This is a genomic window from Spiroplasma endosymbiont of Asaphidion curtum (genome assembly GCF_964031085.1).
In the GTDB taxonomy this organism is placed as follows: Bacteria; Bacillota_I; Bacilli_A; order Mycoplasmatales; family Nriv7; genus Nriv7.
The window spans coordinates 404,215-428,436 of the sequence record NZ_OZ035001.1 but is presented as its reverse complement, the minus strand read 5'-3'; the positions used below and the strand labels follow the sequence as shown (position 1 = coordinate 428,436).

Here is a 24,222-nt window from a genome sequence, read left to right as displayed (position 1 = left end):
ATTCCTACTCTCTATCTATTATCCTTTTTGCAATCTTTTATATAAACGATGCTCATGCGAATATTCTAATGCTTGTAATACTAACTGTAATGCATCTTCATAATTAGCATTGTTATAAATTAATTGTGCACTTTTAATTTTATTGTTAACACTATCATCAATAGTACAAAATTTATAACCATATACAATTGCTCGTTGAATTAATTGATCAATGATAGCAATATTTTTGATTTTACTATGCAATTTATAAATATTATCTTTTAATAAATATAACTTGCGTAATAATCGCTTTTGTTCTTGTAAATCATCACTAATACTAATTAATTCCTTAAGTTCCGAAAATGAGTTATAAACATCACTAATCCGGTCTTTGAAAGTATATGCAATTTTTTGATAAGTAATTTTATTTAACTTAGCATTTAATTGCATTAATAGAATTCCTAAATGCGAAAGCAACTGTTTTAATTGTTTTTCTTCTTCAGTTTTTTGCGTTATTAATTTATATACTTGTTCTAAATGAACTTGAGTTTTTAAAGCATTTTCTAAAATTTTTACTTGCAGTTTAACTAATTGATGATAAGAATTAGTTTTTGTTTGATTCATAATCACAATTAATTCATTCATTTGCGAACTTAAATTCTTAACTAATTTTTGACTATTATTAATTATTTCTTTTTCCATTGGCAAAAATAAATAAACGGTTTCAATTTGTACTAACTCTTTTTTTAAATTTTTAAAACTATTTTCAATTAGTTCAACTACTTTAATGATTGGGTCATAGTAAGTTGAAAAAATTGTTTTTAATTCTTTTTCTTTTTGCGTTTGATAATTAAAATTAGCTAGCAAAACCAGAATTTTTTCAACTCTGACTTGTCCTTTTTTATATTGTAAATTATCTAATAATTTTTTAACTTGCTGAACTTGAAGATTAACATCATCAAATAAATTAGCAAACTGCTCTTGAAGAACAATATCATTTCCTTTATTCATATATAAAGTAGTCATTTGTTTTAATTGCTTAGGAATAACTTTATATACAATCGTTAATAACTGCGGAATTTTATTTAAAATTTCTGTAAATGAAATTAAACCAATAGCAATCTTATCAAGAATTTGATATGACTTCAAAAATACTCCTTTAGTTAGTTCAATTTCAAAGTTATATAACATATTTTGTAAAACATTAATTAAATAATCTAATTTTTTAGGATTTATTGCCACATGAATTTGTAATTTAGTAGCATTATTAACTAACTGATTAAAAAAACTTTTATATAATGATGCTTGTTCGCGTTGGGTTAATTCAATTTTAAGAGCATTTTCATAATCTAATAATAAGGCGCGTGATTTTTTATTTAACTTATTAATTTTTGCTAATAATTGTTTTAACTTATATAAACTAAATTTATTAATATCTTGCTGATCTTGTTTTAAAATTATTAATGATTCATTTATTAATGCTAATAATTCTTGACTATTGCTTTCATAAAGAAAAATTCAATATGATAAAATTGTTTCAAATTCGTGATGATAACTAGCAATTTCTGATAACCGATATAGTCTTTGACGAAGTGGTAATAATTTAATTATTTCTAAACAATTAATGATTTTACCTTCTAAAAATTTTCTTTGATGTAAAATAAATAATAATATTTGTCATATTATAAGAGTAAATATTAACAATAAAATTAACCCGGTTATTATTCAATGATATCAATTTCATTCTTTTAAACTAATAAATAATCTCATTATTTAAAATCCTCGCATCTGCATTTCATTTTTAATTATAACACAAATTTTATTACATAAAATGAAACAAACCCATTGAAAATCTAAATAATATCCCTTCGTTTAATAACTAAAACCGAACCTAAATTTAATAGCATTGCTAATATTCCATAACCAATTGCCATTGCCGTTGAATTTAAAATGTGATTAATCTTTTGAACTTCAATATGTCCTGCATCATTTGTTATAATTTCAAAATCACGATATGAATTTAAATAATTTTTTTGTTTATCAAAATCAATATATGAATTACCTGTGGAATTAAAAAAGAAATCATTAAATCCTAAAAATGTTGTCCACATTTGATTTCAATGTTCAAAAAGATTAACAAAACTAATAATGCGATATGTCTTCATTAATGATTGATAAGCATCCCAATTTTTACTTATTGATAATGATTGATTAGTTAATAATTTCAAATAACGAACTTTCACTAAAATATTATTATCCAATTCTTGAATTGCAAAATATACCTTATTACTAAATAAATCATTATATTTTTCAGATAACTCCTCATCAAATTCATAATTATAATTCTCTCTGAAAACAGTAAATGGACTTCAATTAGATATTTTTTTGCCGTTAACTTCAATATATGTTTTACTAATAATTGGAGCATTTTCGTTAATATCTATTTCCATTAACGAAACTTTTTTATCTTTAGTTAGTTCAACAACTTGTGGTGATAAATCATTATTAATAAGTTGTATTAGTTCATGTTGATATTCATTACTAGCATCTAATTGTTCTAATGTTTTAAAGTATGTTTTGAATTGAATATGCAAGTTAACATCTTTACCTTTTAAATTCGTAAGAAGGTCTCCTGTTCATTGTTTAATAATACCGTTAGCAGTAAATGTCTTAATTTCATCAGTATATAAATCAAATTTTTTATACATTGCTATTCTTTCATTATTAATCATCATTAAATTTGATGCTGTAAGTTGTTCATACTCATATTTATTATAAAAATCAAAAATCTCAGTTACTAATTTAGAGTATTTAATTTTAATATTAGTTTGTTTATTTTCAGGTTTTTTGATAGCATCATTAAATAACATTATTTCTTTAATACTATTAATATCAAAAGCATCGTTACCAATATTAACTGTTTGTTTATTACTAATTTCTTTAATTAAAGAATATGGTAATCCGCCTAATAAAAACATACTGCTAAAAACAACTAATATTAAAAAAACAATATTTGATGAAAATATTAAAGCTGTTAATATTGAACCTGATAACACAACAAAACTAAGAAATAATGAAAAAAGCATTAATTTTGTCATCATATTTAAAAGTAAAATAAATTGCGTGTGTTTATTATTAATAGCACTAATAACATAACCTAATAAAATAGTTATTCCTAAATTAATCGCAATAAATAAAAAAACTACAAATAATAAACTTAGATATTTAGAAAATAATATTTTAAATCGTGAATAAGGTTTAGATATTAATAACAAAAATGTTCCATCAGCTATTTCTTCACTAATAATTCGAACCACATTTAAAACAATAAAAAGAAATAATAATAAATTTAAAAATATTAAAATAATATATTGAAAATTTACTAAAAAACTATCATTATCATTTTCTGACTGAATAAAAAGAACTATTGTTGCTATTACAAGACTTAATGAAGCAATAATTTCAATTACTAATGTTAGCAAGGAAACCAATATTTTTCTTAAAGCAAAATTAAAAATTGGTAAAAAACTATTTCTTGATAAAAATTTCATATTTTATTCCTTTCCTACAAATTAAATTTTTCACTATTTAAAGTATTATAAAAGAAATCTAAATCAATCGTATATGGTTCAATTCGATAAATAATTAGATTATATTCAATCGCGTAAAGAAAGATTTTATTAATTTCTAACGAATTTTTTAATTTAAAGAAAAGGTCATTACTTGCTTCTCTAACAAAATAGTCAACATCATTATCTTTAAAAAATGCCACCATCGCTTCATTATCCTCACATTCAATAACAAATGAATTTGTTAATTGAAAACCACTAATTGGACCACTATATAATAAATTACCTAGATAAATAATTGAACATTCATCAATAACATCCTTGACTTCATTTAATAAATGAGTTGAAAAAAAGACCGTCTTACCTTGATTGACTAGTGTTCTTAAATAACCTAAAATTTGTTTTCTTGTTGTTGTATCTAAATTTGCTTCAGGTTCATCTAAAATTAAAATATCCGGATTATGAATAATTCCCTGAATTAACATTACTTTCTTTTTCATACCGCTAGAAAAAGCATTCATATTTTTATTACGAAATTCTCAAATATTAAATTCTTGCATTAATGATTGTAATCTTCATTTAATCTGTTTATTTTTTAAACCATTCATTTTAGCTAGTGATTTTAAAAAACGATAAGTTGTAATATTACGAGGAAATTTAGTAAACTCTGGAACATACCCAATAGTTTGTTTTGCTAATGAGTTTTTAGCATTTTGACCATTTATATAAATTTTACCCTTATCATAATTAATACCACCAACTAATGATTTAATCGTAATTGTTTTCCCACTACCACTAGCGCCAATAATAGCATGCATCTTTCCACTACTAACTTTAAATGATATATCATTAAGTTTAAAATTCCGATAATTTTTTATTAATCGTTCAACAATAATTGAAAATTTCATTTTTTTCTCCTTACTTATTAAAAAGTATTTAACTTTGCAAATAATTTTAATAAATCTTGATAATTTTTGCAAATTTAATATTTAATTTGGTCGCGTTTAGTTTTCTTAAGTATTTTTTAAAAAAGAAAAAATAATCATTTACTATAAATTATTTCAATATGCAAATTAAGTATATATTTCTTATGTATGATTTTTGTTATAAAAAATTATTTTAATGTTGTTTTTATAAGCATTTTACTTAGTTTTTATAACATTTTGCACCTACCAAACTATAAAATTCACTTTCATCTTTATATTTATCTAATATTTGTGCTTCATCTAGAAAATAATATTATCAAAATAGTAGATAAAATTAAAGGTTATGTACCAAGTCTATAGTAAAAAACATCATTAATTAAAATGATGTTCTTCTATAACATACTTAAACTCAGTATTAAATATTGTAAGGATTAATCTTAATGTTTAAAGTTTGTTCTAATCTTTTAATATCAATTAATTCTTTTTTATTATTTACTAATGTAATTGCAATTCCAGTTTCGCCAGCTCGTCCTGTTCTTCCAATACGATGCACATAACTTTCTTGTTCACGAGGTAAATCATAATTAAAAATATAATCAATCCCATCAACATCAATTCCCCGTGCTGCTACATCAGTAGCAATTAACACTTGAACTTTATTAGTTCTAAAAGCATTCATTGCTTTATTTCTTTCACTTTGTCGCTTATCACCATTAATAACAGCTGACTTAATACCATTTTCTCATAATATTTTAGAAATTCTTTCAGTATATGCTTTGGTATTAGAAAAAACAATACTTAAATTTGGTTGAATTTTCAAAAATAAATCCACTAATGCTCTATCTTTACTTGTATTTCTTGTATTAATAAAATATTGTTTAATATTATTTAATTCATCAGCATTTCTTTTAATACTTATTTGAACCGGACTATTTTGATAGTTATTAGCAACTTCTAAAACAGCACGATTCATTGTTGCTGAAAACAATAATGTTTGATACTTTGATGTAATGCTAGTAAATATTTTATCAATATCTTGTTTGAATCCCATTTTTAATATTTCATCAGCTTCATCTAAAACTACAGTTTGAATATCATTCAATCTTAAAGTTCTGCGTTGAATATGATCAACAATTCTTCCGGGTGTTCCAACAACAATATTACTATTTTTTAAACTATAAATTTGTCTTCGCAAATCAGAACCACCAAATAATGCTGTCGCATTAACTCCTTCTAAATAAAAAGCATATTTTCTTACTTGATCTAAAACTTGTAATGCTAACTCTCTTGTTGGACAAACAATCATTGCTTGTACTCTTCGTAGTTTAACATCTAAATTATTTAAGATTGGTAATACGAAAGCAGCAGTTTTTCCTGTTCCTGTATGACTTTTTCCAATAATATCATAATTTTTTAATACTAAAGGAATTGTTTTCTTTTGAATTTCAGTAGGGTTAACATAACCTGCCTTTGAAATTGCTCGCTTTAAGTTATTATTTAAATTTAAGTCATTAAAACTTATATTATTGTTATTATCATCCTTTAAATTTAAATCATTAAAACTTATATTATTGTTATTATCATCCTTTAAATTTAAATCATTAAAACTTATATTATTATCCTTTAAATTTAGTTCTTTAAAACTCATATTTTTTCCTCCTTGAATCATAGTTGCATGCTGAATTATACTTGTAAGTGCAAGTAAATAAAATTGCAAAAAATCTCATATAAAAATTTCATGATGCTAAGTTTATTTTAGAAAAAACAAAGCAAGGAGTTTTTATATGGGTTACAAACATCTTGGCATATATGAAAGAATTTATATTGAGAATCAATTGAAGTTTAAAGTAAAAATTAGTGAAATAGCTAAAAATCTTAATCGAAGTATTAGTACTATTATTCGAGAAGTCAATAGAAATAAAGATAGTAATCATTATTTTTCATTAATTGCACAAAATAAAGCAGAAAACAGAAAACAATCACATGTTTATTTTCATAAGTTTAAAAATAGAGAATTAGTAAAATATGTACAACAAAAATTACTATTAGGTTGATCGCCTGAACAAATTTATGGCAGAATTAAAAATTTTCATAAAGAATGAATTATTAGTTTTAAAACAATTTACAATTGAATTTATTCTGGATTACTTGAAAAAGTTACTAATAAAAATTTAAGAAGAAAAGGTAAGAAACGAAAATCTCAAGAAAATCGCGGTAAATTTAATGGTAAATCAATTAAAGAACGAAATATTAATGTTAATAATCGTATAACTGTTGGTCATTGAGAAGGTGATACTGTAGTATCATCACGAGGTAAAAGTAAATCATGTTTAATAACTTTAGTTGAAAGAACATCAAGATTTACTTTAGCAATGTTAGTTGAAAATAGAACTACTAAAGTTGTTAACGAAAACATTAGCCATTATTTATCAATTCTTCCAAATAATCTTGTTAAGACTATAACATTTGATAGGGGTAAAGAATTTTCTAATTGACAACAACTTGAAAAAAATTTAAATGTGAAAATTTATTTTGCTAATGCGTATTCGCCTTGACAAAGAGGTACTAATGAAAATACTAATGGTTTAATTAGAGAAAAATTTCCTAAAAAATTTAATTTTTCAAATACTACTAAAAATGCAGTTCATAAATTTATATTGTCTTTAAACCAAAGACCAAGAAAAATACTAAATTATCTTTCACCAATCGAATATTTGGTTAGAAAAATAATTTAGTTGCACTTAACTTTACAATTTGGCATTTAAAATTTCTGTAAATGAAATTAAACCAATAGCAATCTTATCAAGAATTTGATATGACTTCAAAAATACTCCTTTAGTTAGTTCAATTTCAAAGTTATATAACATATTTTGTAAAACATTAATTAAATAATCTAATTTTTTAGGATTTATTGCCACATGAATTTGTAATTTAGTAGCATTATTAACTAACTGATTAAAAAAACTTTTATATAATGATGCTTGTTCGCGTTGGGTTAATTCAATTTTAAGAGCATTTTCATAATCTAATAATAAGGCGCGTGATTTTTTATTTAACTTATTAATTTTTGCTAATAATTGTTTTAACTTATATAAACTAAATTTATTAATATCTTGCTGATCTTGTTTTAAAATTATTAATGATTCATTTATTAATGCTAATAATTCTTGACTATTGCTTTCATAAAGAAAAATTCAATATGATAAAATTGTTTCAAATTCGTGATGATAACTAGCAATTTCTGATAACCGATATAGTCTTTGACGAAGTGGTAATAATTTAATTATTTCTAAACAATTAATGATTTTACCTTCTAAAAATTTTCTTTGATGTAAAATAAATAATAATATTTGTCATATTATAAGAGTAAATATTAACAATAAAATTAACCCGGTTATTATTCAATGATATCAATTTCATTCTTTTAAACTAATAAATAATCTCATTATTTAAAATCCTCGCATCTGCATTTCATTTTTAATTATAACACAAATTTTATTACATAAAATGAAGCAAACCCATTGAAAATCTAAATAATATCCCTTCGTTTAATAACTAAAACCGAACCTAAATTTAATAGCATTGCTAATATTCCATAACCAATTGCCATTGCCGTTGAATTTAAAATGTGATTAATCTTTTGAACTTCAATATGTCCTGCATCATTTGTTATAATTTCAAAATCACGATATGAATTTAAATAATTTTTTTGTTTATCAAAATCAATATATGAATTACCTGTGGAATTAAAAAAGAAATCATTAAATCCTAAAAATGTTGTCCACATTTGATTTCAATGTTCAAAAAGATTAACAAAACTAATAATGCGATATGTCTTCATTAATGATTGATAAGCATCCCAATTTTTACTTATTGATAATGATTGATTAGTTAATAATTTCAAATAACGAACTTTCACTAAAATATTATTATCCAATTCTTGAATTGCAAAATATACCTTATTACTAAATAAATCATTATATTTTTCAGATAACTCCTCATCAAATTCATAATTATAATTCTCTCTGAAAACAGTAAATGGACTTCAATTAGATATTTTTTTGCCGTTAACTTCAATATATGTTTTACTAATAATTGGAGCATTTTCGTTAATATCTATTTCCATTAACGAAACTTTTTTATCTTTAGTTAGTTCAACAACTTGTGGTGATAAATCATTATTAATAAGTTGTATTAGTTCATGTTGATATTCATTACTAGCATCTAATTGTTCTAATGTTTTAAAGTATGTTTTGAATTGAATATGCAAGTTAACATCTTTACCTTTTAAATTCGTAAGAAGGTCTCCTGTTCATTGTTTAATAATACCGTTAGCAGTAAATGTCTTAATTTCATCAGTATATAAATCAAATTTTTTATACATTGCTATTCTTTCATTATTAATCATCATTAAATTTGATGCTGTAAGTTGTTCATACTCATATTTATTATAAAAATCAAAAATCTCAGTTACTAATTTAGAGTATTTAATTTTAATATTAGTTTGTTTATTTTCAGGTTTTTTGATAGCATCATTAAATAACATTATTTCTTTAATACTATTAATATCAAAAGCATCGTTACCAATATTAACTGTTTGTTTATTACTAATTTCTTTAATTAAAGAATATGGTAATCCGCCTAATAAAAACATACTGCTAAAAACAACTAATATTAAAAAAACAATATTTGATGAAAATATTAAAGCTGTTAATATTGAACCTGATAACACAACAAAACTAAGAAATAATGAAAAAAGCATTAATTTTGTCATCATATTTAAAAGTAAAATAAATTGCGTGTGTTTATTATTAATAGCACTAATAACATAACCTAATAAAATAGTTATTCCTAAATTAATCGCAATAAATAAAAAAACTACAAATAATAAACTTAGATATTTAGAAAATAATATTTTAAATCGTGAATAAGGTTTAGATATTAATAACAAAAATGTTCCATCAGCTATTTCTTCACTAATAATTCGAACCACATTTAAAACAATAAAAAGAAATAATAATAAATTTAAAAATATTAAAATAATATATTGAAAATTTACTAAAAAACTATCATTATCATTTTCTGACTGAATAAAAAGAACTATTGTTGCTATTATAAGACTTAATGAAGCAATAATTTCAATTACTAATGTTAGCAAGGAAACCAATATTTTTCTTAAAGCAAAATTAAAAATTGGTAAAAAACTATTTCTTGATAAAAATTTCATATTTTATTCCTTTCCTACAAATTAAATTTTTCACTATTTAAAGTATTATAAAAGAAATCTAAATCAATCGTATATGGTTCAATTCGATAAATAATTAGATTATATTCAATCGCGTAAAGAAAGATTTTATTAATTTCTAACGAATTTTTTAATTTAAAGAAAAGGTCATTACTTGCTTCTCTAACAAAATAGTCAACATCATTATCTTTAAAAAATGCCACCATCGCTTCATTATCCTCACATTCAATAACAAATGAATTTGTTAATTGAAAACCACTAATTGGACCACTATATAATAAATTACCTAGATAAATAATTGAACATTCATCAATAACATCCTTGACTTCATTTAATAAATGAGTTGAAAAAAAGACCGTCTTACCTTGATTGACTAGTGTTCTTAAATAACCTAAAATTTGTTTTCTTGTTGTTGTATCTAAATTTGCTTCAGGTTCATCTAAAATTAAAATATCCGGATTATGAATAATTCCCTGAATTAACATTACTTTCTTTTTCATACCGCTAGAAAAAGCATTCATATTTTTATTACGAAATTCTCAAATATTAAATTCTTGCATTAATGATTGTAATCTTCATTTAATCTGTTTATTTTTTAAACCATTCATTTTAGCTAGTGATTTTAAAAAACGATAAGTTGTAATATTACGAGGAAATTTAGTAAACTCTGGAACATACCCAATAGTTTGTTTTGCTAATGAGTTTTTAGCATTTTGACCATTTATATAAATTTTACCCTTATCATAATTAATACCACCAACTAATGATTTAATCGTAATTGTTTTCCCACTACCACTAGCGCCAATAATAGCATGCATCTTTCCACTACTAACTTTAAATGATATATCATTAAGTTTAAAATTCCGATAATTTTTTATTAATCGTTCAACAATAATTGAAAATTTCATTTTTTTCTCCTTACTTATTAAAAAGTATTTAACTTTGCAAATAATTTTAATAAATCTTGATAATTTTTGCAAATTTAATATTTAATTTGGTCGCGTTTAGTTTTCTTAAGTATTTTTTAAAAAAGAAAAAATAATCATTTACTATAAATTATTTCAATATGCAAATTAAGTATATATTTCTTATGTATGATTTTTGTTATAAAAAATTATTTTAATGTTGTTTTTATAAGCATTTTACTTAGTTTTTATAACATTTTGCACCTACCAAACTATAAAATTCACTTTCATCTTTATATTTATCTAATATTTGTGCTTCATCTAGAAAATAATATTATCAAAATAGTAGATAAAATTAAAGGTTATGTACCAAGTCTATAGTAAAAAACATCATTAATTAAAATGATGTTCTTCTATAACATACTTAAACTCAGTATTAAATATTGTAAGGATTAATCTTAATGTTTAAAGTTTGTTCTAATCTTTTAATATCAATTAATTCTTTTTTATTATTTACTAATGTAATTGCAATTCCAGTTTCGCCAGCTCGTCCTGTTCTTCCAATACGATGCACATAACTTTCTTGTTCACGAGGTAAATCATAATTAAAAATATAATCAATCCCATCAACATCAATTCCCCGTGCTGCTACATCAGTAGCAATTAACACTTGAACTTTATTAGTTCTAAAAGCATTCATTGCTTTATTTCTTTCACTTTGTCGCTTATCACCATTAATAACAGCTGACTTAATACCATTTTCTCATAATATTTTAGAAATTCTTTCAGTATATGCTTTGGTATTAGAAAAAACAATACTTAAATTTGGTTGAATTTTCAAAAATAAATCCACTAATGCTCTATCTTTACTTGTATTTCTTGTATTAATAAAATATTGTTTAATATTATTTAATTCATCAGCATTTCTTTTAATACTTATTTGAACCGGACTATTTTGATAGTTATTAGCAACTTCTAAAACAGCACGATTCATTGTTGCTGAAAACAATAATGTTTGATACTTTGATGTAATGCTAGTAAATATTTTATCAATATCTTGTTTGAATCCCATTTTTAATATTTCATCAGCTTCATCTAAAACTACAGTTTGAATATCATTCAATCTTAAAGTTCTGCGTTGAATATGATCAACAATTCTTCCGGGTGTTCCAACAACAATATTACTATTTTTTAAACTATAAATTTGTCTTCGCAAATCAGAACCACCAAATAATGCTGTCGCATTAACTCCTTCTAAATAAAAAGCATATTTTCTTACTTGATCTAAAACTTGTAATGCTAACTCTCTTGTTGGACAAACAATCATTGCTTGTACTCTTCGTAGTTTAACATCTAAATTATTTAAGATTGGTAATACGAAAGCAGCAGTTTTTCCTGTTCCTGTATGACTTTTTCCAATAATATCATAATTTTTTAATACTAAAGGAATTGTTTTCTTTTGAATTTCAGTAGGGTTAACATAACCTGCCTTTGAAATTGCTCGCTTTAAGTTATTATTTAAATTTAAGTCATTAAAACTTATATTATTGTTATTATCATCCTTTAAATTTAAATCATTAAAACTTATATTATTATCCTTTAAATTTAGTTCTTTAAAACTCATATTTTTTCCTCCTTGAATCATAGTTGCATAAATAAATGGTGTTATGACATTTTTTATTGTCAATTCATCACATATCGGCACCTATAAAACAAGGGAATTGTAATGTACAGTATTTTATTTAACAACCTAATTATTATAAACTATTTTATCCAATACTACAACTATAATAGTTATAAAGGGCGCGTTTAGTTTTCTTAGGTATTGCTTTGAAGAAGTAAAACAATCAGCTAATTATATTAGACTTCTTGCATTACTTATTTATTAAACAAAATTCCTATAAAATATATTTAAAATAGAAATTATAAGGAATTTAAGATTATGAAATTTGATAAATTTAATTTTATTAATGATAAAGAATTATTACGATTAACTGGAATAAAGCAAAGTACTTTTAATAAAATGTTAAATATTTTAAAAGAAGCTGAGTTAAAAAAGTTTAAAAGAGGTGGTAAAAATAATAAATTATCATTAGAAAATAGATTATTGATGACTTTATCATATTGACGAGAATATCGTACTTATTTTCATCTTGGTAAAAGTTTTGATATTAGTGAAGCTAGTTGTTATCGAAATATCAAGTGAATTGAAGATATTTTAATCAAACATCCTGATTTTCAACAACTTGCTGGTAAAAAAGCATTAATAAATGATTATTTTAATGATAAAACAATTATTATTGATGCTACAGAAACACCCATTCAACGCCCAAAAAAAGACAAAAACAATCTTATTCAGGAAAAAAGAAAAAACACACTATTAAAACACAAGTAATTATTGAAAAAGAAAGCAAAATAATTATTGCAACAAATTTTTCTCTCGGTAAAAAGCATGATTTTTGTTTATTTAAAGAATCAAAAATCCCAATTTTAAAAAATACTAAATTAATAGTTGATAATGGTTATCAAGGAATACAAAAAATTCATAGTAATGTTCTAATACCTAAGAAAAAAACAAAGAAAAACCCTTTAAATAAAGAACAAAAACATAATAATAAATTAATTTCAAAAATGAGAATTATTATTGAAAATATTTTTGCTATTCTTAAAAAATTTAAAATTATTACTGAAAAATATCGTAATCGTAGAAAACGATTTAGTTTAAGATTTAATTTAATTGCTTCAATTTATAATTTGCAATTATAGATAACATAAAATATTTATTTAAAATTAAATTTAAATAATAAAATAATTTTTTGTTGTGTCAAAATTTACACATTAGACTTCTTGCATAACCTAGTTAATTGTTATCAAAATTATTTTAGATTTTAGAAAAATGTTTATTTTAAAGTGGTTAAATTTAAAATTTTTATTATTTTAATAGGTTATGCAAGAAGTCTATTTAATAAAATCCATAAGTATTAACCTAATAAAAGTTAGAAATTACTATATAGTATTTTTTATTTACAAATAATTTGTAATTATTTTAATAAGTAATGCAAGAAGTCTATTATTTAATTACTAAACTAACCATACCTTTCTTGTTATTGTCATTTTATTCGTTTTCATTTTATCATATTATTGAATTTTTACACAATAAAAAATTATTAATTTTATTAAATTTTAACTAATATTTTTACTTACTTAAATCTATTATATTTATTTATTACAGCATTACCTTTATAATTAATTCAACTATCATCATTTTTATTATTATATTTATTTCATAATGAATTTTTATATATTTCTTTTCTGATTTCTATTTCTGAATTAATATTTTCATTAATGTAATGCAATACATTTAATTTGTTTAAATTTGCCATTCTTAAATGTAATAAGTTATTTAAATTCTTATGATTATATATTTTTGCTCCATATCCTAATTGTTGTTTTACTAAATGCGATACATCACTTTCAATGCTACAACCGATATTTCATTCTAAATTTTGATGATGAATACCTTGCTTATTATTACTGAAATAATTACTCGCCTTTCTTAAATTTATTTTAATATCTTTATTTAATTCATTTTTAGCAACATTACGAATGTTTTTTACTAAATCTTGATGATTTCCATCCTTATATAATTTAATTCAACTATTTAGTGTTACTTTGCGATTTTCAAAAATAATATTAAATGCAGTTTGTTTTAATTTTTTAATAGCATGATAACTATCTAAAATGTATCTAACATTACCAAAACTATTAGCAATTTCTCTAATTCAAGTAGCACCATCACCACAAAAAATTATTTTGTCATAATTAATATTCACATAATGTTTTTGTAATTCTCTAATTAATAAATCACGATAACCCATCGTATTTATTCGTTTACCAACTTTTAACATTAGAAAATGACCTCGTTTATTTTCTAACTCTCTACGAGCATTTTTGTAATTTTTTTCTTTATGTCCTGTATGAAAAGTAACTAAACGAATTCTTTGGTCTTGTTTAACTTTCTGATCTAATGTTGCTAAAAATGTCTCATCTAGTTGAATATATAAGTCCTTATTTTTGACATCAATTCTAGTTTTAGTTTCTTTTTCTGCTAGTTGAAAATATTCGGCAATATCATATTTATTTAAAATATTTGAAATACTACCTTTTGAAATATAACAATGATTTAGAGCATCTAAAACATCGCGATACCTTTTACCATCATCCAAAAGACTTAAAACTTTAAATTGAACATCAAAATAAATGCGTTGTTTAGGCAATAAACCAATTTCTTTATCTAGTAAACACACATATTCAAATTTCCCTAATTTTTGATTTCAATATTTATATCGGCGTCGTTTAAAAACAACTTCACCAAAAATTGTAATAATTGTTCTTCTTGCAAAATGAACTACTTTATAACCTTGTTTTAACCGATAATGATATTTATATAAGTATTCATCTAATTTTTCATATTCATTAGCTAATTGTTCGCATTTGTTAGTGTACATATTTTTATGGGTTGTAAATAAACTAAATCAATGCTTGTTTTCTGAGGCTTTTACATTATTAATAATTTTTAACATAATAAATTACCTTTCTTGATAGTAACTTTAACAAATTTTAGTATTCAATAAACTGAAAAAATGATAAAAATTCTTATTTGATGATTTATAATTAATTTGTGTTAATTAAATTTTATAAATTTAAGGGGGACGATACTATAAAAATTTATTAGTTAGCAAAAATTCACGAAAAGGATTTGATTAAATATGAAAAAACTTTTAGGATTGTTAGGAACAATTTTAATAACTGGTAATGCACTATCAACCGTCATTGCAGTTGCCCCTAATCGAAAACAAAGAACAAAAAATAAATTATTAAATAGTGAGCTTAATTATTCACAAACAAATAATTTAGAAAAATTAATTAGAAATAAAAGACAAAACAACGAAGACATATCAACTACTCCAAAAACACAAGATGAACAACAATCCCAATCTTCAAAAAATACAGATAGCCAAACTGATATTATTGAAAAAGAAATTAATTTAGATGAAAATTATTCTGATAATATTCAAAAAATGTTACAGGAACTTATTGATGAAAAGCATCTTGATCCGTTAAGAACCATCAATATGGGCGGACTTATAAGTACCCCTGGTAACCGTGAGCCACTGATTGAAATATTAGACTTCTTGCATTACTTATTAAAATAATTACAAATTATTTGTAAATAAAAAATACTATATAGTAATTTCTAACTTTTATTAGGTTAATACTTATGGATTTTATTAAATGTGTAAATTTTGACACAACAAAAAATTATTTTATTATTTGCTGAATTATACTTGTAAGTGCAAGTAAATAAAATTGCAAAAAATCTCATATAAAAATTTCATGATGCTAAGTTTATTTTAGAAAAAACAAAGCAAGGAGTTTTTATATGGGTTACAAACATCTTGGCATATATGAAAGAATTTATATTGAGAATCAATTGAAGTTTAAAGTAAAAATTAGTGAAATAGCTAAAAATCTTAATCGAAGTATTAGTACTATTATTCGAGAAGTCAATAGAAATAAAGATAGTAATCATTATTTTTCATTAATTGCACAAAATAAAGCAGAAAACAGAAAACAATCACATGTTTATTTTCATAAGTTTAAAAATAGAGAATTAGTAAAATATGTACAACAAAAATTACTATTAGGTTGATCGCCTGAACAAATTTATGGCAGAATTAAAAATTTTCATAAAGAATGAATTATTAGTTTTAAAACAATTTACAATTGAATTTATTCTGGATTACTTGAAAAAGTTACTAATAAAAATTTAAGAAGAAAAGGTAAGAAACGAAAATCTCAAGAAAATCGCGGTAAATTTAATGGTAAATCAATTAAAGAACGAAATATTAATGTTAATAATCGTATAACTGTTGGTCATTGAGAAGGTGATACTGTAGTATCATCACGAGGTAAAAGTAAATCATGTTTAATAACTTTAGTTGAAAGAACATCAAGATTTACTTTAGCAATGTTAGTTGAAAATAGAACTACTAAAGTTGTTAACGAAAACATTAGCCATTATTTATCAATTCTTCCAAATAATCTTGTTAAGACTATAACATTTGATAGGGGTAAAGAATTTTCTAATTGACAACAACTTGAAAAAAATTTAAATGTGAAAATTTATTTTGCTAATGCGTATTCGCCTTGACAAAGAGGTACTAATGAAAATACTAATGGTTTAATTAGAGAAAAATTTCCTAAAAAATTTAATTTTTCAAATACTACTAAAAATGCAGTTCATAAATTTATATTGTCTTTAAACCAAAGACCAAGAAAAATACTAAATTATCTTTCACCAATCGAATATTTGGTTAGAAAAATAATTTAGTTGCACTTAACTTTACAATTTGGCAATTTTAAATAAATATTTTATGTTATCTATAATTGCAAATTATAAATTGAAGCAATTAAATTAAATCTTAAACTAAATCGTTTTCTACGATTACGATATTTTTCAGTAATAATTTTAAATTTTTTAAGAATAGCAAAAATATTTTCAATAATAATTCTCATTTTTGAAATTAATTTATTATTATGTTTTTGTTCTTTATTTAAAGGGTTTTTCTTTGTTTTTTTCTTAGGTATTAGAACATTACTATGAATTTTTTGTATTCCTTGATAACCATTATCAACTATTAATTTAGTATTTTTTAAAATTGGGATTTTTGATTCTTTAAATAAACAAAAATCATGCTTTTTACCGAGAGAAAAATTTGTTGCAATAATTATTTTGCTTTCTTTTTCAATAATTACTTGTGTTTTAATAGTGTGTTTTTTCTTTTTTCCTGAATAAGATTGTTTTTGTCTTTTTTTGGGCGTTGAATGGGTGTTTCTGTAGCATCAATAATAATTGTTTTATCATTAAAATAATCATTTATTAATGCTTTTTTACCAGCAAATTGTTGAAAATCAGGATGTTTGATTAAAATATCTTCAATTCACTTGATATTTCGATAACAACTAGCTTCACTAATATCAAAACTTTTACCAAGATGAAAATAAGTACGATATTCTCGTCAATATGATAAAGTCATCAATAATCTATTTTCTAATGATAATTTATTATTTTTACCACCTCTTTTAAACTTTTTTAACTCAGCTTCTTTTAAAATATTTAACATTTTATTAAAAGTACTTTGCTTTATTCCAGTTAATCGTAATAATTCTTTATCATTAATAAAATTAAATTTATCAAATTTCATAATCTTAAATTCCTTATAATTTCTATTTTAAATATATTTTATAGGAATTTTGTTTAATAAATAAGTAATGCAAGAAGTCTATTGAGTTTTTCTTTTATTTCTAACTAATTGCACTGCCGTTTTCTCGTTGTTAATGTTTGGTGGAATAGTAAAAATGTTATTGAAACTAATAGTTAGCACGGTAAATATTTTCATAAACATTTTTATCACTCCTTTTTAAAATATTTTATTTTTCATTATTCTTTTAGCTTTAATTTTTTAATAAGTCACTCAATGATACAGTTCATAATTACCGCTATTGTAATGCATATATCTAAATATCCTAGTATCATAAGTGAAATTAATGCTTCAAATTTTTCATATAATAATTTCAAATCATTAATTCCCAATTTTAAAAATGGAATGAAAAAGATAATAATCATAAAAATGTAAGGCAAAATTCTCCATCAATATTTTTTAAAAGAATTAATTAGTTTGTTTGATTTCATTTTTCAAGGCTTTTTTTGCTTTAATTTTTTGAATAGTAAAGCGGATTAATTTTTCAAATTTAATTGCAAAATATATTGCTCCGCCTCATCAAAAAACAAATATTCCGGCGAGCATAATAACACTATTGAACTTACCAAAAAAATCAACCATTTCTTTATTCATAAAATCATTAAATTCGTCACTTGTTCCAGTTATTCATTTAGTATCGATTACTGTTAATGCACAAATTAATAAACTTATAAAGATGAAAATGATACTTAATACTATTTTTAACCACTGCTTTTTAAAAGAATTTTTAATTCTTAATTTTAATGGCATTTTTTCTTTTGAATTATCTTTTTTAAATAACTTTCCTAAAAGTTTCTTCATTTTAATTTTCCTTTCATATTTTTATCGTCCTTTAATCACAATAAATAAAGCAATAAGTACACAAGTGACACCAAGAATGGTAAAAATTGGGTGTTGCGAAAATGTCCGAGCCATTGGTTTAAATAGTTCTAAAATTGTTAAATTGCTAGTAATAAACTTTTGGAAATTGGCAAGTCCCTCGCTAATATAGTTCGTTAAAGTTTCAAAATGACTACCAGCCAACAATCCAAGAACAGTTATTAAGATAAAAATAATAATTAGTTTAAACATTTTTAGTTACCTTGTTTTGTTTTTATTGGTTTTATTTGTTTTTTAGCTTTTCCTCATGCACTTAAACGCCCCTTATTTTTAACAGCATATTGGCGTTGTTTTTCTAAATTAATTTGTTGACTGCCAAATCCAAGAATGATTGCCATAAGAAACTCTACAGCCAGTGTTAAGAATAAAGGAAATATCAGTTGAATATTCGTTCCCGGCACTTCTAAACTTCAAATTAAGTCAAAAACTTTATAAAGCATTTGAGCGAGAAAGTCGGCCATTTTTGCGAGATTTTCCATTTTTTATTATTCCTTTTCTTTCATTTTTCTTAAAAATTTGCTGAATTTATCCATTTTTAAGTATTCTAAGTCTTCTAAATCAATTGCGGTGTCAGTATAGTATTTATCTTCATAGTCAGGATTTACTTTTGAATTTAAGTAATCTCTTAAAAACGCTAGGTAAAAAGAATTGTAAGTGTTTAATATTGGTAGAGGAATTTTTAGTTTAAAAAAATAAATATCAAGTTCAGGAATATCACGGTATTTAATGCGACGACCCTTTTTACTATTTTTAGCATCAATTAAAGTGTTTCGTCAGCGTTCATATTCTTCAATACTAGTAAAGGTGCCATAGATGACTTTTAAGTAGGGGCGAAAAATATTAACGGGTTTTTTACGAATGCCCACAATCACATTATTGGCAATATCACGAACTTTAACTCAAATATGTTTATCTCTTTGACCGCTAGCTAGCACAATATGACCGAAATGGCGTGCCAGAGCGAAATATTCTTGAATACCGGTTTCTTCGTTTTTGGTATTATTTTTTTCTCAATCAGTTCCTTCTAAAAATAAGTTGGTTTCATCTCATAAAAGTAAGGTTTTGTCTGGCAATACCGGATAATCAAAATCTAATAATCTCATATGTCCTAAACTTAATTTTTGGGTTTCTAGTAATGGAAATGTTGATGCGATATGATATTTCTTCTTTTTTAATAATTTTGATGCGTATACTAGAAAGGCGGTTTTTCCAGTTCCTAATGAACCAATAACAATATTTAATGGTGAATTTTTTAAGAAATTAATAACTTTGTTAATTTGTGTTAAATTACTGATTTTAAAAAGAAAAATTAAAATACAACCTGCTAAAAATAAATAACTTACAATGTTTTTAAAATAACCGTTGTAAATATATCAAATTGCTCCTCAATGTCATAAAATTAAAAATGAGGTGCGATTCAATTCAATAAAATGGTTATTTTTTTCTATTATTCATTTGCAAAATTTCATCTTGCACCTCACTTTATTTTTTTGTTAGCGTACAGCTCCAAGTAATTTTTCAAACATTTTAAAGCAAATAAAGAATATTGCCAAAATAAATGGAAAAATGAATATTCAGTAGTCAGCAAAGAAATTACCGACTTGTGGCATATTAACAGCAATAATTTCCCACATTTTAGTAAACGCTGTTATAATCGCATTTCATAATTTAGTCATCGCGTCACTAGCTGTTATCTTTGTTACTGCTGGTGCTTCTGTTAAGAAAGTTCCAATCATATAATCACCCCCTTTCTTTTTAAAACATTCATCATTTATATTCAAAGTTTTTCTTAAATTTATTAAAACCACGATTAACCTTAACACGACTGTATTTTTTACTAATTAATTTTGAATTTCTTTGTGAATGCATTACAATGTAACTTCTTGACATTACTTTTGTTTCTATCTAAATACTGATATGGTTTTTCAAAGTAGCATTAGAATAAATCACACCATAATCGCTGTTAAGAATCAAAAAGCAATGTTTGCCATTAAAAGTCAAAGTGTTTCTTGGGTTAAATCAATTTCTTTACCACCACTAATATGAGCCGGAATAGTTGTAATTTGGATAAACAAATCTCAGAAAGTTTGTTTAATTTGTTCTCAATTAAATTCTTTTAAATTTACTGTCATTTTTTATCTCCCAAAAATCATTTTTATTGGTAAATATATAATTGAAATTAATGCGAAAAGAAAAGTAATGATAATAATTAATCCGGCAATAAACGCAACTTGTGCAGGCATTTTTTCTATCGGAACAAACAGTTTTAAAAATTCCATAATAATTTCTCAAAACATTATTTTTTATCCGCATTATTTGCTTTTGAATTAGGGGTTTTAACTCATTCTTCAAAGCGAGCAATAAACACTTTTTCGTCTTTTGTAAAATTACCAGTATTACTTTTAATGGCATTTTTATATTTAATTCGCATTTTTATTTTGGCATAAATTTTATAAGCAAAATATGCCAATAGCATGATGCTGATAATAATAAATATTAGTCCAATTGCAATATTCATTTTTAAGCTCCTTTAAAATAGTTATAATTTATATCTTTTTTGTTGTTTTCTTTTTCGGCAACGAAGAAGCCTAATAATTCTTGCCCTTTAATTAACTTGGTTTCTTGCTCTTGTTGATTAATTGAAATTACTTGATATTTACTATCTTTTATTATTCCAATACAAATCGAATTTTCATATTTTCCTTTATAAACAAATCGCTTTGGAAACCAAATGCCGATTTGTTCATTAAATCATGGAATTTTAGGTGCTTTAATAAGCATTGCGTTTTGTGTTTCTTTTAAGAGATATTTTTTAGTATTTAAGAAAATGTTTTCAATGTTTTTCATAATAAATTACCTTTCTTATTTGTTATAAACTAAGTTACATTAACTAAGTTAGTTGACTAAGTTTTTTAAACACTTATATATCGCAGATTTAAGTGTTTAACAAGCTTTGTTAGTAAATTTTGTTTTTTTAATTAGATAAAGATTTTAATAATTTTAAACTTAGTATACCCCTATATAGAAATTTCTACACTTTAACATCCGCATCCTACCCTTGGAACTAATTTAATAGCGTGTATATTTTTAGGAAATCCACCCATTCATTTTTTTATTGCAAAATGAAACAAATTGCTATAGCTAATAGGATGTTATCTATCAACTGGTAAAACTTCTTTTGGTTATGGCGACCACCCACAATTTATCGTGCTTTAATACATACCAACATTATTAATTCACTTGTATTTAATTTTCAAAGAACAAATTTTTAACACCTTATAAAATAAAAAGACAATCATTGCTGACTGTCTTAATAATTATTCAAATCTTTGCCTACCTAAAAAAACTTTATGCGTCCATTTATGTACCAACTTATATATGAATAATACAGATAACATATCTGTAAATAAATTGATTAAAAAATATTTTCGTGGTAGTAAAATGACATTTTATATTTGAGCTAAAAAAATTATTAATGGTTATTATCAAGACAACTTTTATGAATTGCAATTCAAATCAACAACACCAAAAAATATTAAATATCAATTTTCATTAGAAACCAGAAAACAAATTTGTGATTATTACTTTGATTACAAATTTGTAGGTGCGGGCGGTGTATTATCGCTTTATCATAATATTCATCAAAAAAATGTGCATGATATCGATACAAATAATGTCCCCAAATCAATTAATACTTTTTATCGTTGAATTAAACAAGACAAACGCTATGGAGAAATAAAAACGCAAATGAAAAAAGCAAAACGCCATTTTAAGCGTTATGAAGTTTCCGAGATTGGTCTTTTACAAATGGATGCTAAAGTGTTTACTGATAAAAATTTTCCTATTGCTAAGTATAGATTATATGTTTATGATTTCATTGACGAAATAACAAGAATTGCTTTTGGATATGTGTATGATAGTTTAGGAACCAATAATGCCATTAATGCCATGCAAAGAGCAATGAAAGATTTTGGCGAACTTGGCATAACAATTAAACGCATTCGCACTGATAATGCTCCGGAATTCACTACTACTAATTGAAGTAATAAAAAAGCATACAAAGTAAAAGAAAGGCCTTTTACGGCCTTTCTTTCAAGGAATGGGGTTATCCACGAAATCACACCAATCCGTTCTCCTCAGAGCAACGGAAAGATTGAACGGTTTCACCGTAATTATAATAGTTTATTTTGGTTTAAAAAATGTGGTTTTGAAATAAAATTTGATGTTAAACAATTACAAATTCATTTGAATGAGTGGTACGCATTTTATAATTTCAAACGAAAACATAAAAGCTTGAATTACAAAACTCCATTTGAAACTTTAAATAAATTTATTATTGCAAAATAATTATTTAAAAAATAATAGAAACTCTTGAAAAATGTTTTAATTTGGTTAAATTTTGAATTAAATATTTTTTATTGTGAATAAAATTAATTTTTTTAATTTTAATAACACAAAATATGGTATGATGAAATCAATTAAGAGAAGCATAGTCTAATAACTGTGTGTGATTTACAGATTACTATCTTTATTTTTCATTAATTGCACAAAATAAAGCAGAAAACAGAAAACAATCACATGTTTATTTTCATAAGTTTAAAAATAGAGAATTAGTAAAATATGTACAACAAAAATTACTATTAGGTTGATCGCCTGAACAAATTTATGGCAGAATTAAAAATTTTCATAAAGAATGAATTATTAGTTTTAAAACAATTTACAATTGAATTTATTCTGGATTACTTGAAAAAGTTACTAATAAAAATTTAAGAAGAAAAGGTAAGAAACGAAAATCTCAAGAAAATCGCGGTAAATTTAATGGTAAATCAATTAAAGAACGAAATATTAATGTTAATAATCGTATAACTGTTGGTCATTGAGAAGGTGATACTGTAGTATCATCACGAGGTAAAAGTAAATCATGTTTAATAACTTTAGTTGAAAGAACATCAAGATTTACTTTAGCAATGTTAGTTGAAAATAGAACTACTAAAGTTGTTAACGAAAACATTAGCCATTATTTATCAATTCTTCCAAATAATCTTGTTAAGACTATAACATTTGATAGGGGTAAAGAATTTTCTAATTGACAACAACTTGAAAAAAATTTAAATGTGAAAATTTATTTTGCTAATGCGTATTCGCCTTGACAAAGAGGTACTAATGAAAATACTAATGGTTTAATTAGAGAAAAATTTCCTAAAAAATTTAATTTTTCAAATACTACTAAAAATGCAGTTCATAAATTTATATTGTCTTTAAACCAAAGACCAAGAAAAATACTAAATTATCTTTCACCAATCGAATATTTGGTTAGAAAAATAATTTAGTTGCACTTAACTTTACAATTTGGCATATTTTAAAAGAAGCTGAGTTAAAAAAGTTTAAAAGAGG

At 23.6% G+C, this 24,222-nt stretch carries 25 protein-coding genes; 6 read left to right on the top strand and 19 right to left on the bottom strand.

The window, feature by feature from the left end; all coding sequences use genetic code 4:
- Positions 1-18 precede the first annotated feature (18 nt).
- From AAHJ00_RS02580 to AAHJ00_RS02565, 4 genes are all read right to left on the bottom strand, one after another.
- The gene (locus AAHJ00_RS02580; RefSeq protein ID WP_342224409.1) at positions 19-1,749 is read right to left on the bottom strand and encodes a septation ring formation regulator EzrA; all 1,731 of its coding nucleotides are present in this window, start codon (positions 1,747-1,749) and stop codon (positions 19-21) included.
- Between the two features lie 83 nt (positions 1,750-1,832).
- Positions 1,833-3,530, bottom strand: a complete 1,698-nt coding sequence (locus AAHJ00_RS02575) for an ABC transporter permease (RefSeq protein WP_342224408.1) — start codon at positions 3,528-3,530, stop codon at positions 1,833-1,835.
- Between the two features lie 14 nt (positions 3,531-3,544).
- Entirely contained in the window at positions 3,545-4,456 is a 912-nt protein-coding gene (locus AAHJ00_RS02570) for an ABC transporter ATP-binding protein (protein ID WP_342224404.1), read from the bottom strand.
- 433 nt (positions 4,457-4,889) lie between these two features.
- Positions 4,890-6,122: a DEAD/DEAH box helicase gene (locus tag AAHJ00_RS02565; protein WP_342224407.1), complete on the bottom strand. Its 1,233-nt coding sequence runs from the start codon at positions 6,120-6,122 to the stop codon at positions 4,890-4,892.
- Between the two features lie 136 nt (positions 6,123-6,258).
- Between AAHJ00_RS02565 and AAHJ00_RS02560 the strand changes: the two genes are divergently transcribed.
- Positions 6,259-7,209 (top strand): IS30 family transposase, encoded by a 951-nt coding sequence (locus AAHJ00_RS02560; protein WP_342223478.1) that lies wholly within the window; start codon positions 6,259-6,261, stop codon positions 7,207-7,209.
- 12 nt (positions 7,210-7,221) lie between these two features.
- On the opposite strand, the gene AAHJ00_RS02555 is transcribed toward AAHJ00_RS02560, so the two are convergent.
- The 4 genes from AAHJ00_RS02555 to AAHJ00_RS02540 all read right to left on the bottom strand — a co-directional run bounded on the left by AAHJ00_RS02555 (position 7,222) and on the right by AAHJ00_RS02540 (position 12,248).
- Entirely contained in the window at positions 7,222-7,920 is a 699-nt protein-coding gene (locus AAHJ00_RS02555; RefSeq protein WP_342224406.1) for a hypothetical protein, read from the bottom strand.
- Between the two features lie 83 nt (positions 7,921-8,003).
- Positions 8,004-9,701: an ABC transporter permease gene (locus AAHJ00_RS02550; protein WP_342224405.1), complete on the bottom strand. Its 1,698-nt coding sequence runs from the start codon at positions 9,699-9,701 to the stop codon at positions 8,004-8,006.
- Between the two features lie 14 nt (positions 9,702-9,715).
- The gene (locus tag AAHJ00_RS02545; protein ID WP_342224404.1) at positions 9,716-10,627 is read right to left on the bottom strand and encodes an ABC transporter ATP-binding protein; all 912 of its coding nucleotides are present in this window, start codon (positions 10,625-10,627) and stop codon (positions 9,716-9,718) included.
- A gap of 433 nt (positions 10,628-11,060) precedes the next feature.
- Positions 11,061-12,248: a DEAD/DEAH box helicase gene (locus tag AAHJ00_RS02540; protein WP_342224403.1), complete on the bottom strand. Its 1,188-nt coding sequence runs from the start codon at positions 12,246-12,248 to the stop codon at positions 11,061-11,063.
- 318 nt (positions 12,249-12,566) lie between these two features.
- Between AAHJ00_RS02540 and AAHJ00_RS02535 the strand changes: the two genes are divergently transcribed.
- Positions 12,567-13,390, top strand: a protein-coding gene (locus tag AAHJ00_RS02535) for an IS5 family transposase (protein WP_342223477.1) whose coding sequence is annotated in 2 segments (ribosomal slippage) — positions 12,567-12,963 and positions 12,963-13,390 — 825 coding nt in all. Because the reading frame shifts where the segments join, the coding sequence is not laid out codon by codon here.
- Between the two features lie 434 nt (positions 13,391-13,824).
- Here the strand turns inward: AAHJ00_RS02535 and AAHJ00_RS02530 are convergent.
- A complete protein-coding gene (locus tag AAHJ00_RS02530) occupies positions 13,825-15,207 on the bottom strand; it encodes an Mbov_0401 family ICE element transposase-like protein (RefSeq protein ID WP_342224402.1) in 1,383 nt (460 codons plus the stop codon).
- A gap of 186 nt (positions 15,208-15,393) precedes the next feature.
- Here AAHJ00_RS02530 and AAHJ00_RS02525 point away from each other — a divergent pair, with 186 nt between their 5' ends.
- Positions 15,394-15,840 (top strand): hypothetical protein, encoded by a 447-nt coding sequence (locus tag AAHJ00_RS02525; RefSeq protein ID WP_342224401.1) that lies wholly within the window; start codon positions 15,394-15,396, stop codon positions 15,838-15,840.
- Positions 15,841-16,067: 227 nt separating this feature from the next.
- Complete coding sequence (locus tag AAHJ00_RS02520) at positions 16,068-17,018, top strand: IS30 family transposase (protein WP_342223478.1); 951 nt, start codon at positions 16,068-16,070, stop codon at positions 17,016-17,018.
- Positions 17,019-17,068: 50 nt separating this feature from the next.
- Here the strand turns inward: AAHJ00_RS02520 and AAHJ00_RS02515 are convergent.
- The 10 genes from AAHJ00_RS02515 to AAHJ00_RS02470 all read right to left on the bottom strand — a co-directional run bounded on the left by AAHJ00_RS02515 (position 17,069) and on the right by AAHJ00_RS02470 (position 21,675).
- Positions 17,069-17,892 (bottom strand): IS5 family transposase gene (locus AAHJ00_RS02515; protein ID WP_342224400.1). Its coding sequence is split into 2 segments (ribosomal slippage): positions 17,069-17,496 and positions 17,496-17,892, totalling 825 coding nucleotides; the frame shifts between segments, so codons are not numbered across the junction.
- A gap of 78 nt (positions 17,893-17,970) precedes the next feature.
- Entirely contained in the window at positions 17,971-18,093 is a 123-nt protein-coding gene (locus tag AAHJ00_RS02510; RefSeq protein ID WP_342224223.1) for a hypothetical protein, read from the bottom strand.
- A 264-nt stretch (positions 18,094-18,357) separates the two neighbouring features.
- Positions 18,358-18,750 carry a hypothetical protein gene (locus tag AAHJ00_RS02505; RefSeq protein WP_342224399.1) on the bottom strand — a complete coding sequence of 131 codons (393 nt, stop codon included), beginning with the start codon at positions 18,748-18,750 and terminating at the stop codon, positions 18,358-18,360.
- 21 nt (positions 18,751-18,771) lie between these two features.
- On the bottom strand, positions 18,772-19,020 hold the full coding sequence (locus AAHJ00_RS02500; protein ID WP_215826579.1) for a hypothetical protein: 249 nt from the start codon (positions 19,018-19,020) through the stop codon (positions 18,772-18,774).
- Between the two features lie 2 nt (positions 19,021-19,022).
- Positions 19,023-19,307, bottom strand: coding sequence for a hypothetical protein (locus AAHJ00_RS02495; protein WP_338966793.1), 285 nt, complete (start codon positions 19,305-19,307; stop codon positions 19,023-19,025).
- Positions 19,308-19,313: 6 nt separating this feature from the next.
- On the bottom strand, positions 19,314-20,297 hold the full coding sequence (locus AAHJ00_RS02490) for a hypothetical protein (RefSeq protein WP_342224398.1): 984 nt from the start codon (positions 20,295-20,297) through the stop codon (positions 19,314-19,316).
- Positions 20,298-20,321: 24 nt separating this feature from the next.
- Entirely contained in the window at positions 20,322-20,564 is a 243-nt protein-coding gene (locus tag AAHJ00_RS02485; RefSeq protein ID WP_338967559.1) for a hypothetical protein, read from the bottom strand.
- A gap of 165 nt (positions 20,565-20,729) precedes the next feature.
- The gene (locus tag AAHJ00_RS02480) at positions 20,730-20,960 is read right to left on the bottom strand and encodes a hypothetical protein (protein ID WP_342224397.1); all 231 of its coding nucleotides are present in this window, start codon (positions 20,958-20,960) and stop codon (positions 20,730-20,732) included.
- A gap of 164 nt (positions 20,961-21,124) precedes the next feature.
- Positions 21,125-21,346: a hypothetical protein gene (locus AAHJ00_RS02475; protein ID WP_342224396.1), complete on the bottom strand. Its 222-nt coding sequence runs from the start codon at positions 21,344-21,346 to the stop codon at positions 21,125-21,127.
- A 2-nt stretch (positions 21,347-21,348) separates the two neighbouring features.
- A complete protein-coding gene (locus tag AAHJ00_RS02470; RefSeq protein WP_342224395.1) occupies positions 21,349-21,675 on the bottom strand; it encodes a hypothetical protein in 327 nt (108 codons plus the stop codon).
- A 531-nt stretch (positions 21,676-22,206) separates the two neighbouring features.
- Between AAHJ00_RS02470 and AAHJ00_RS02465 the strand changes: the two genes are divergently transcribed.
- On the top strand, positions 22,207-23,175 hold the full coding sequence (locus tag AAHJ00_RS02465; protein WP_342224394.1) for an integrase core domain-containing protein: 969 nt from the start codon (positions 22,207-22,209) through the stop codon (positions 23,173-23,175).
- A gap of 158 nt (positions 23,176-23,333) precedes the next feature.
- Complete coding sequence (locus AAHJ00_RS02460) at positions 23,334-24,158, top strand: IS30 family transposase (protein WP_342224393.1); 825 nt, start codon at positions 23,334-23,336, stop codon at positions 24,156-24,158.
- Positions 24,159-24,222 lie beyond the last annotated feature (64 nt).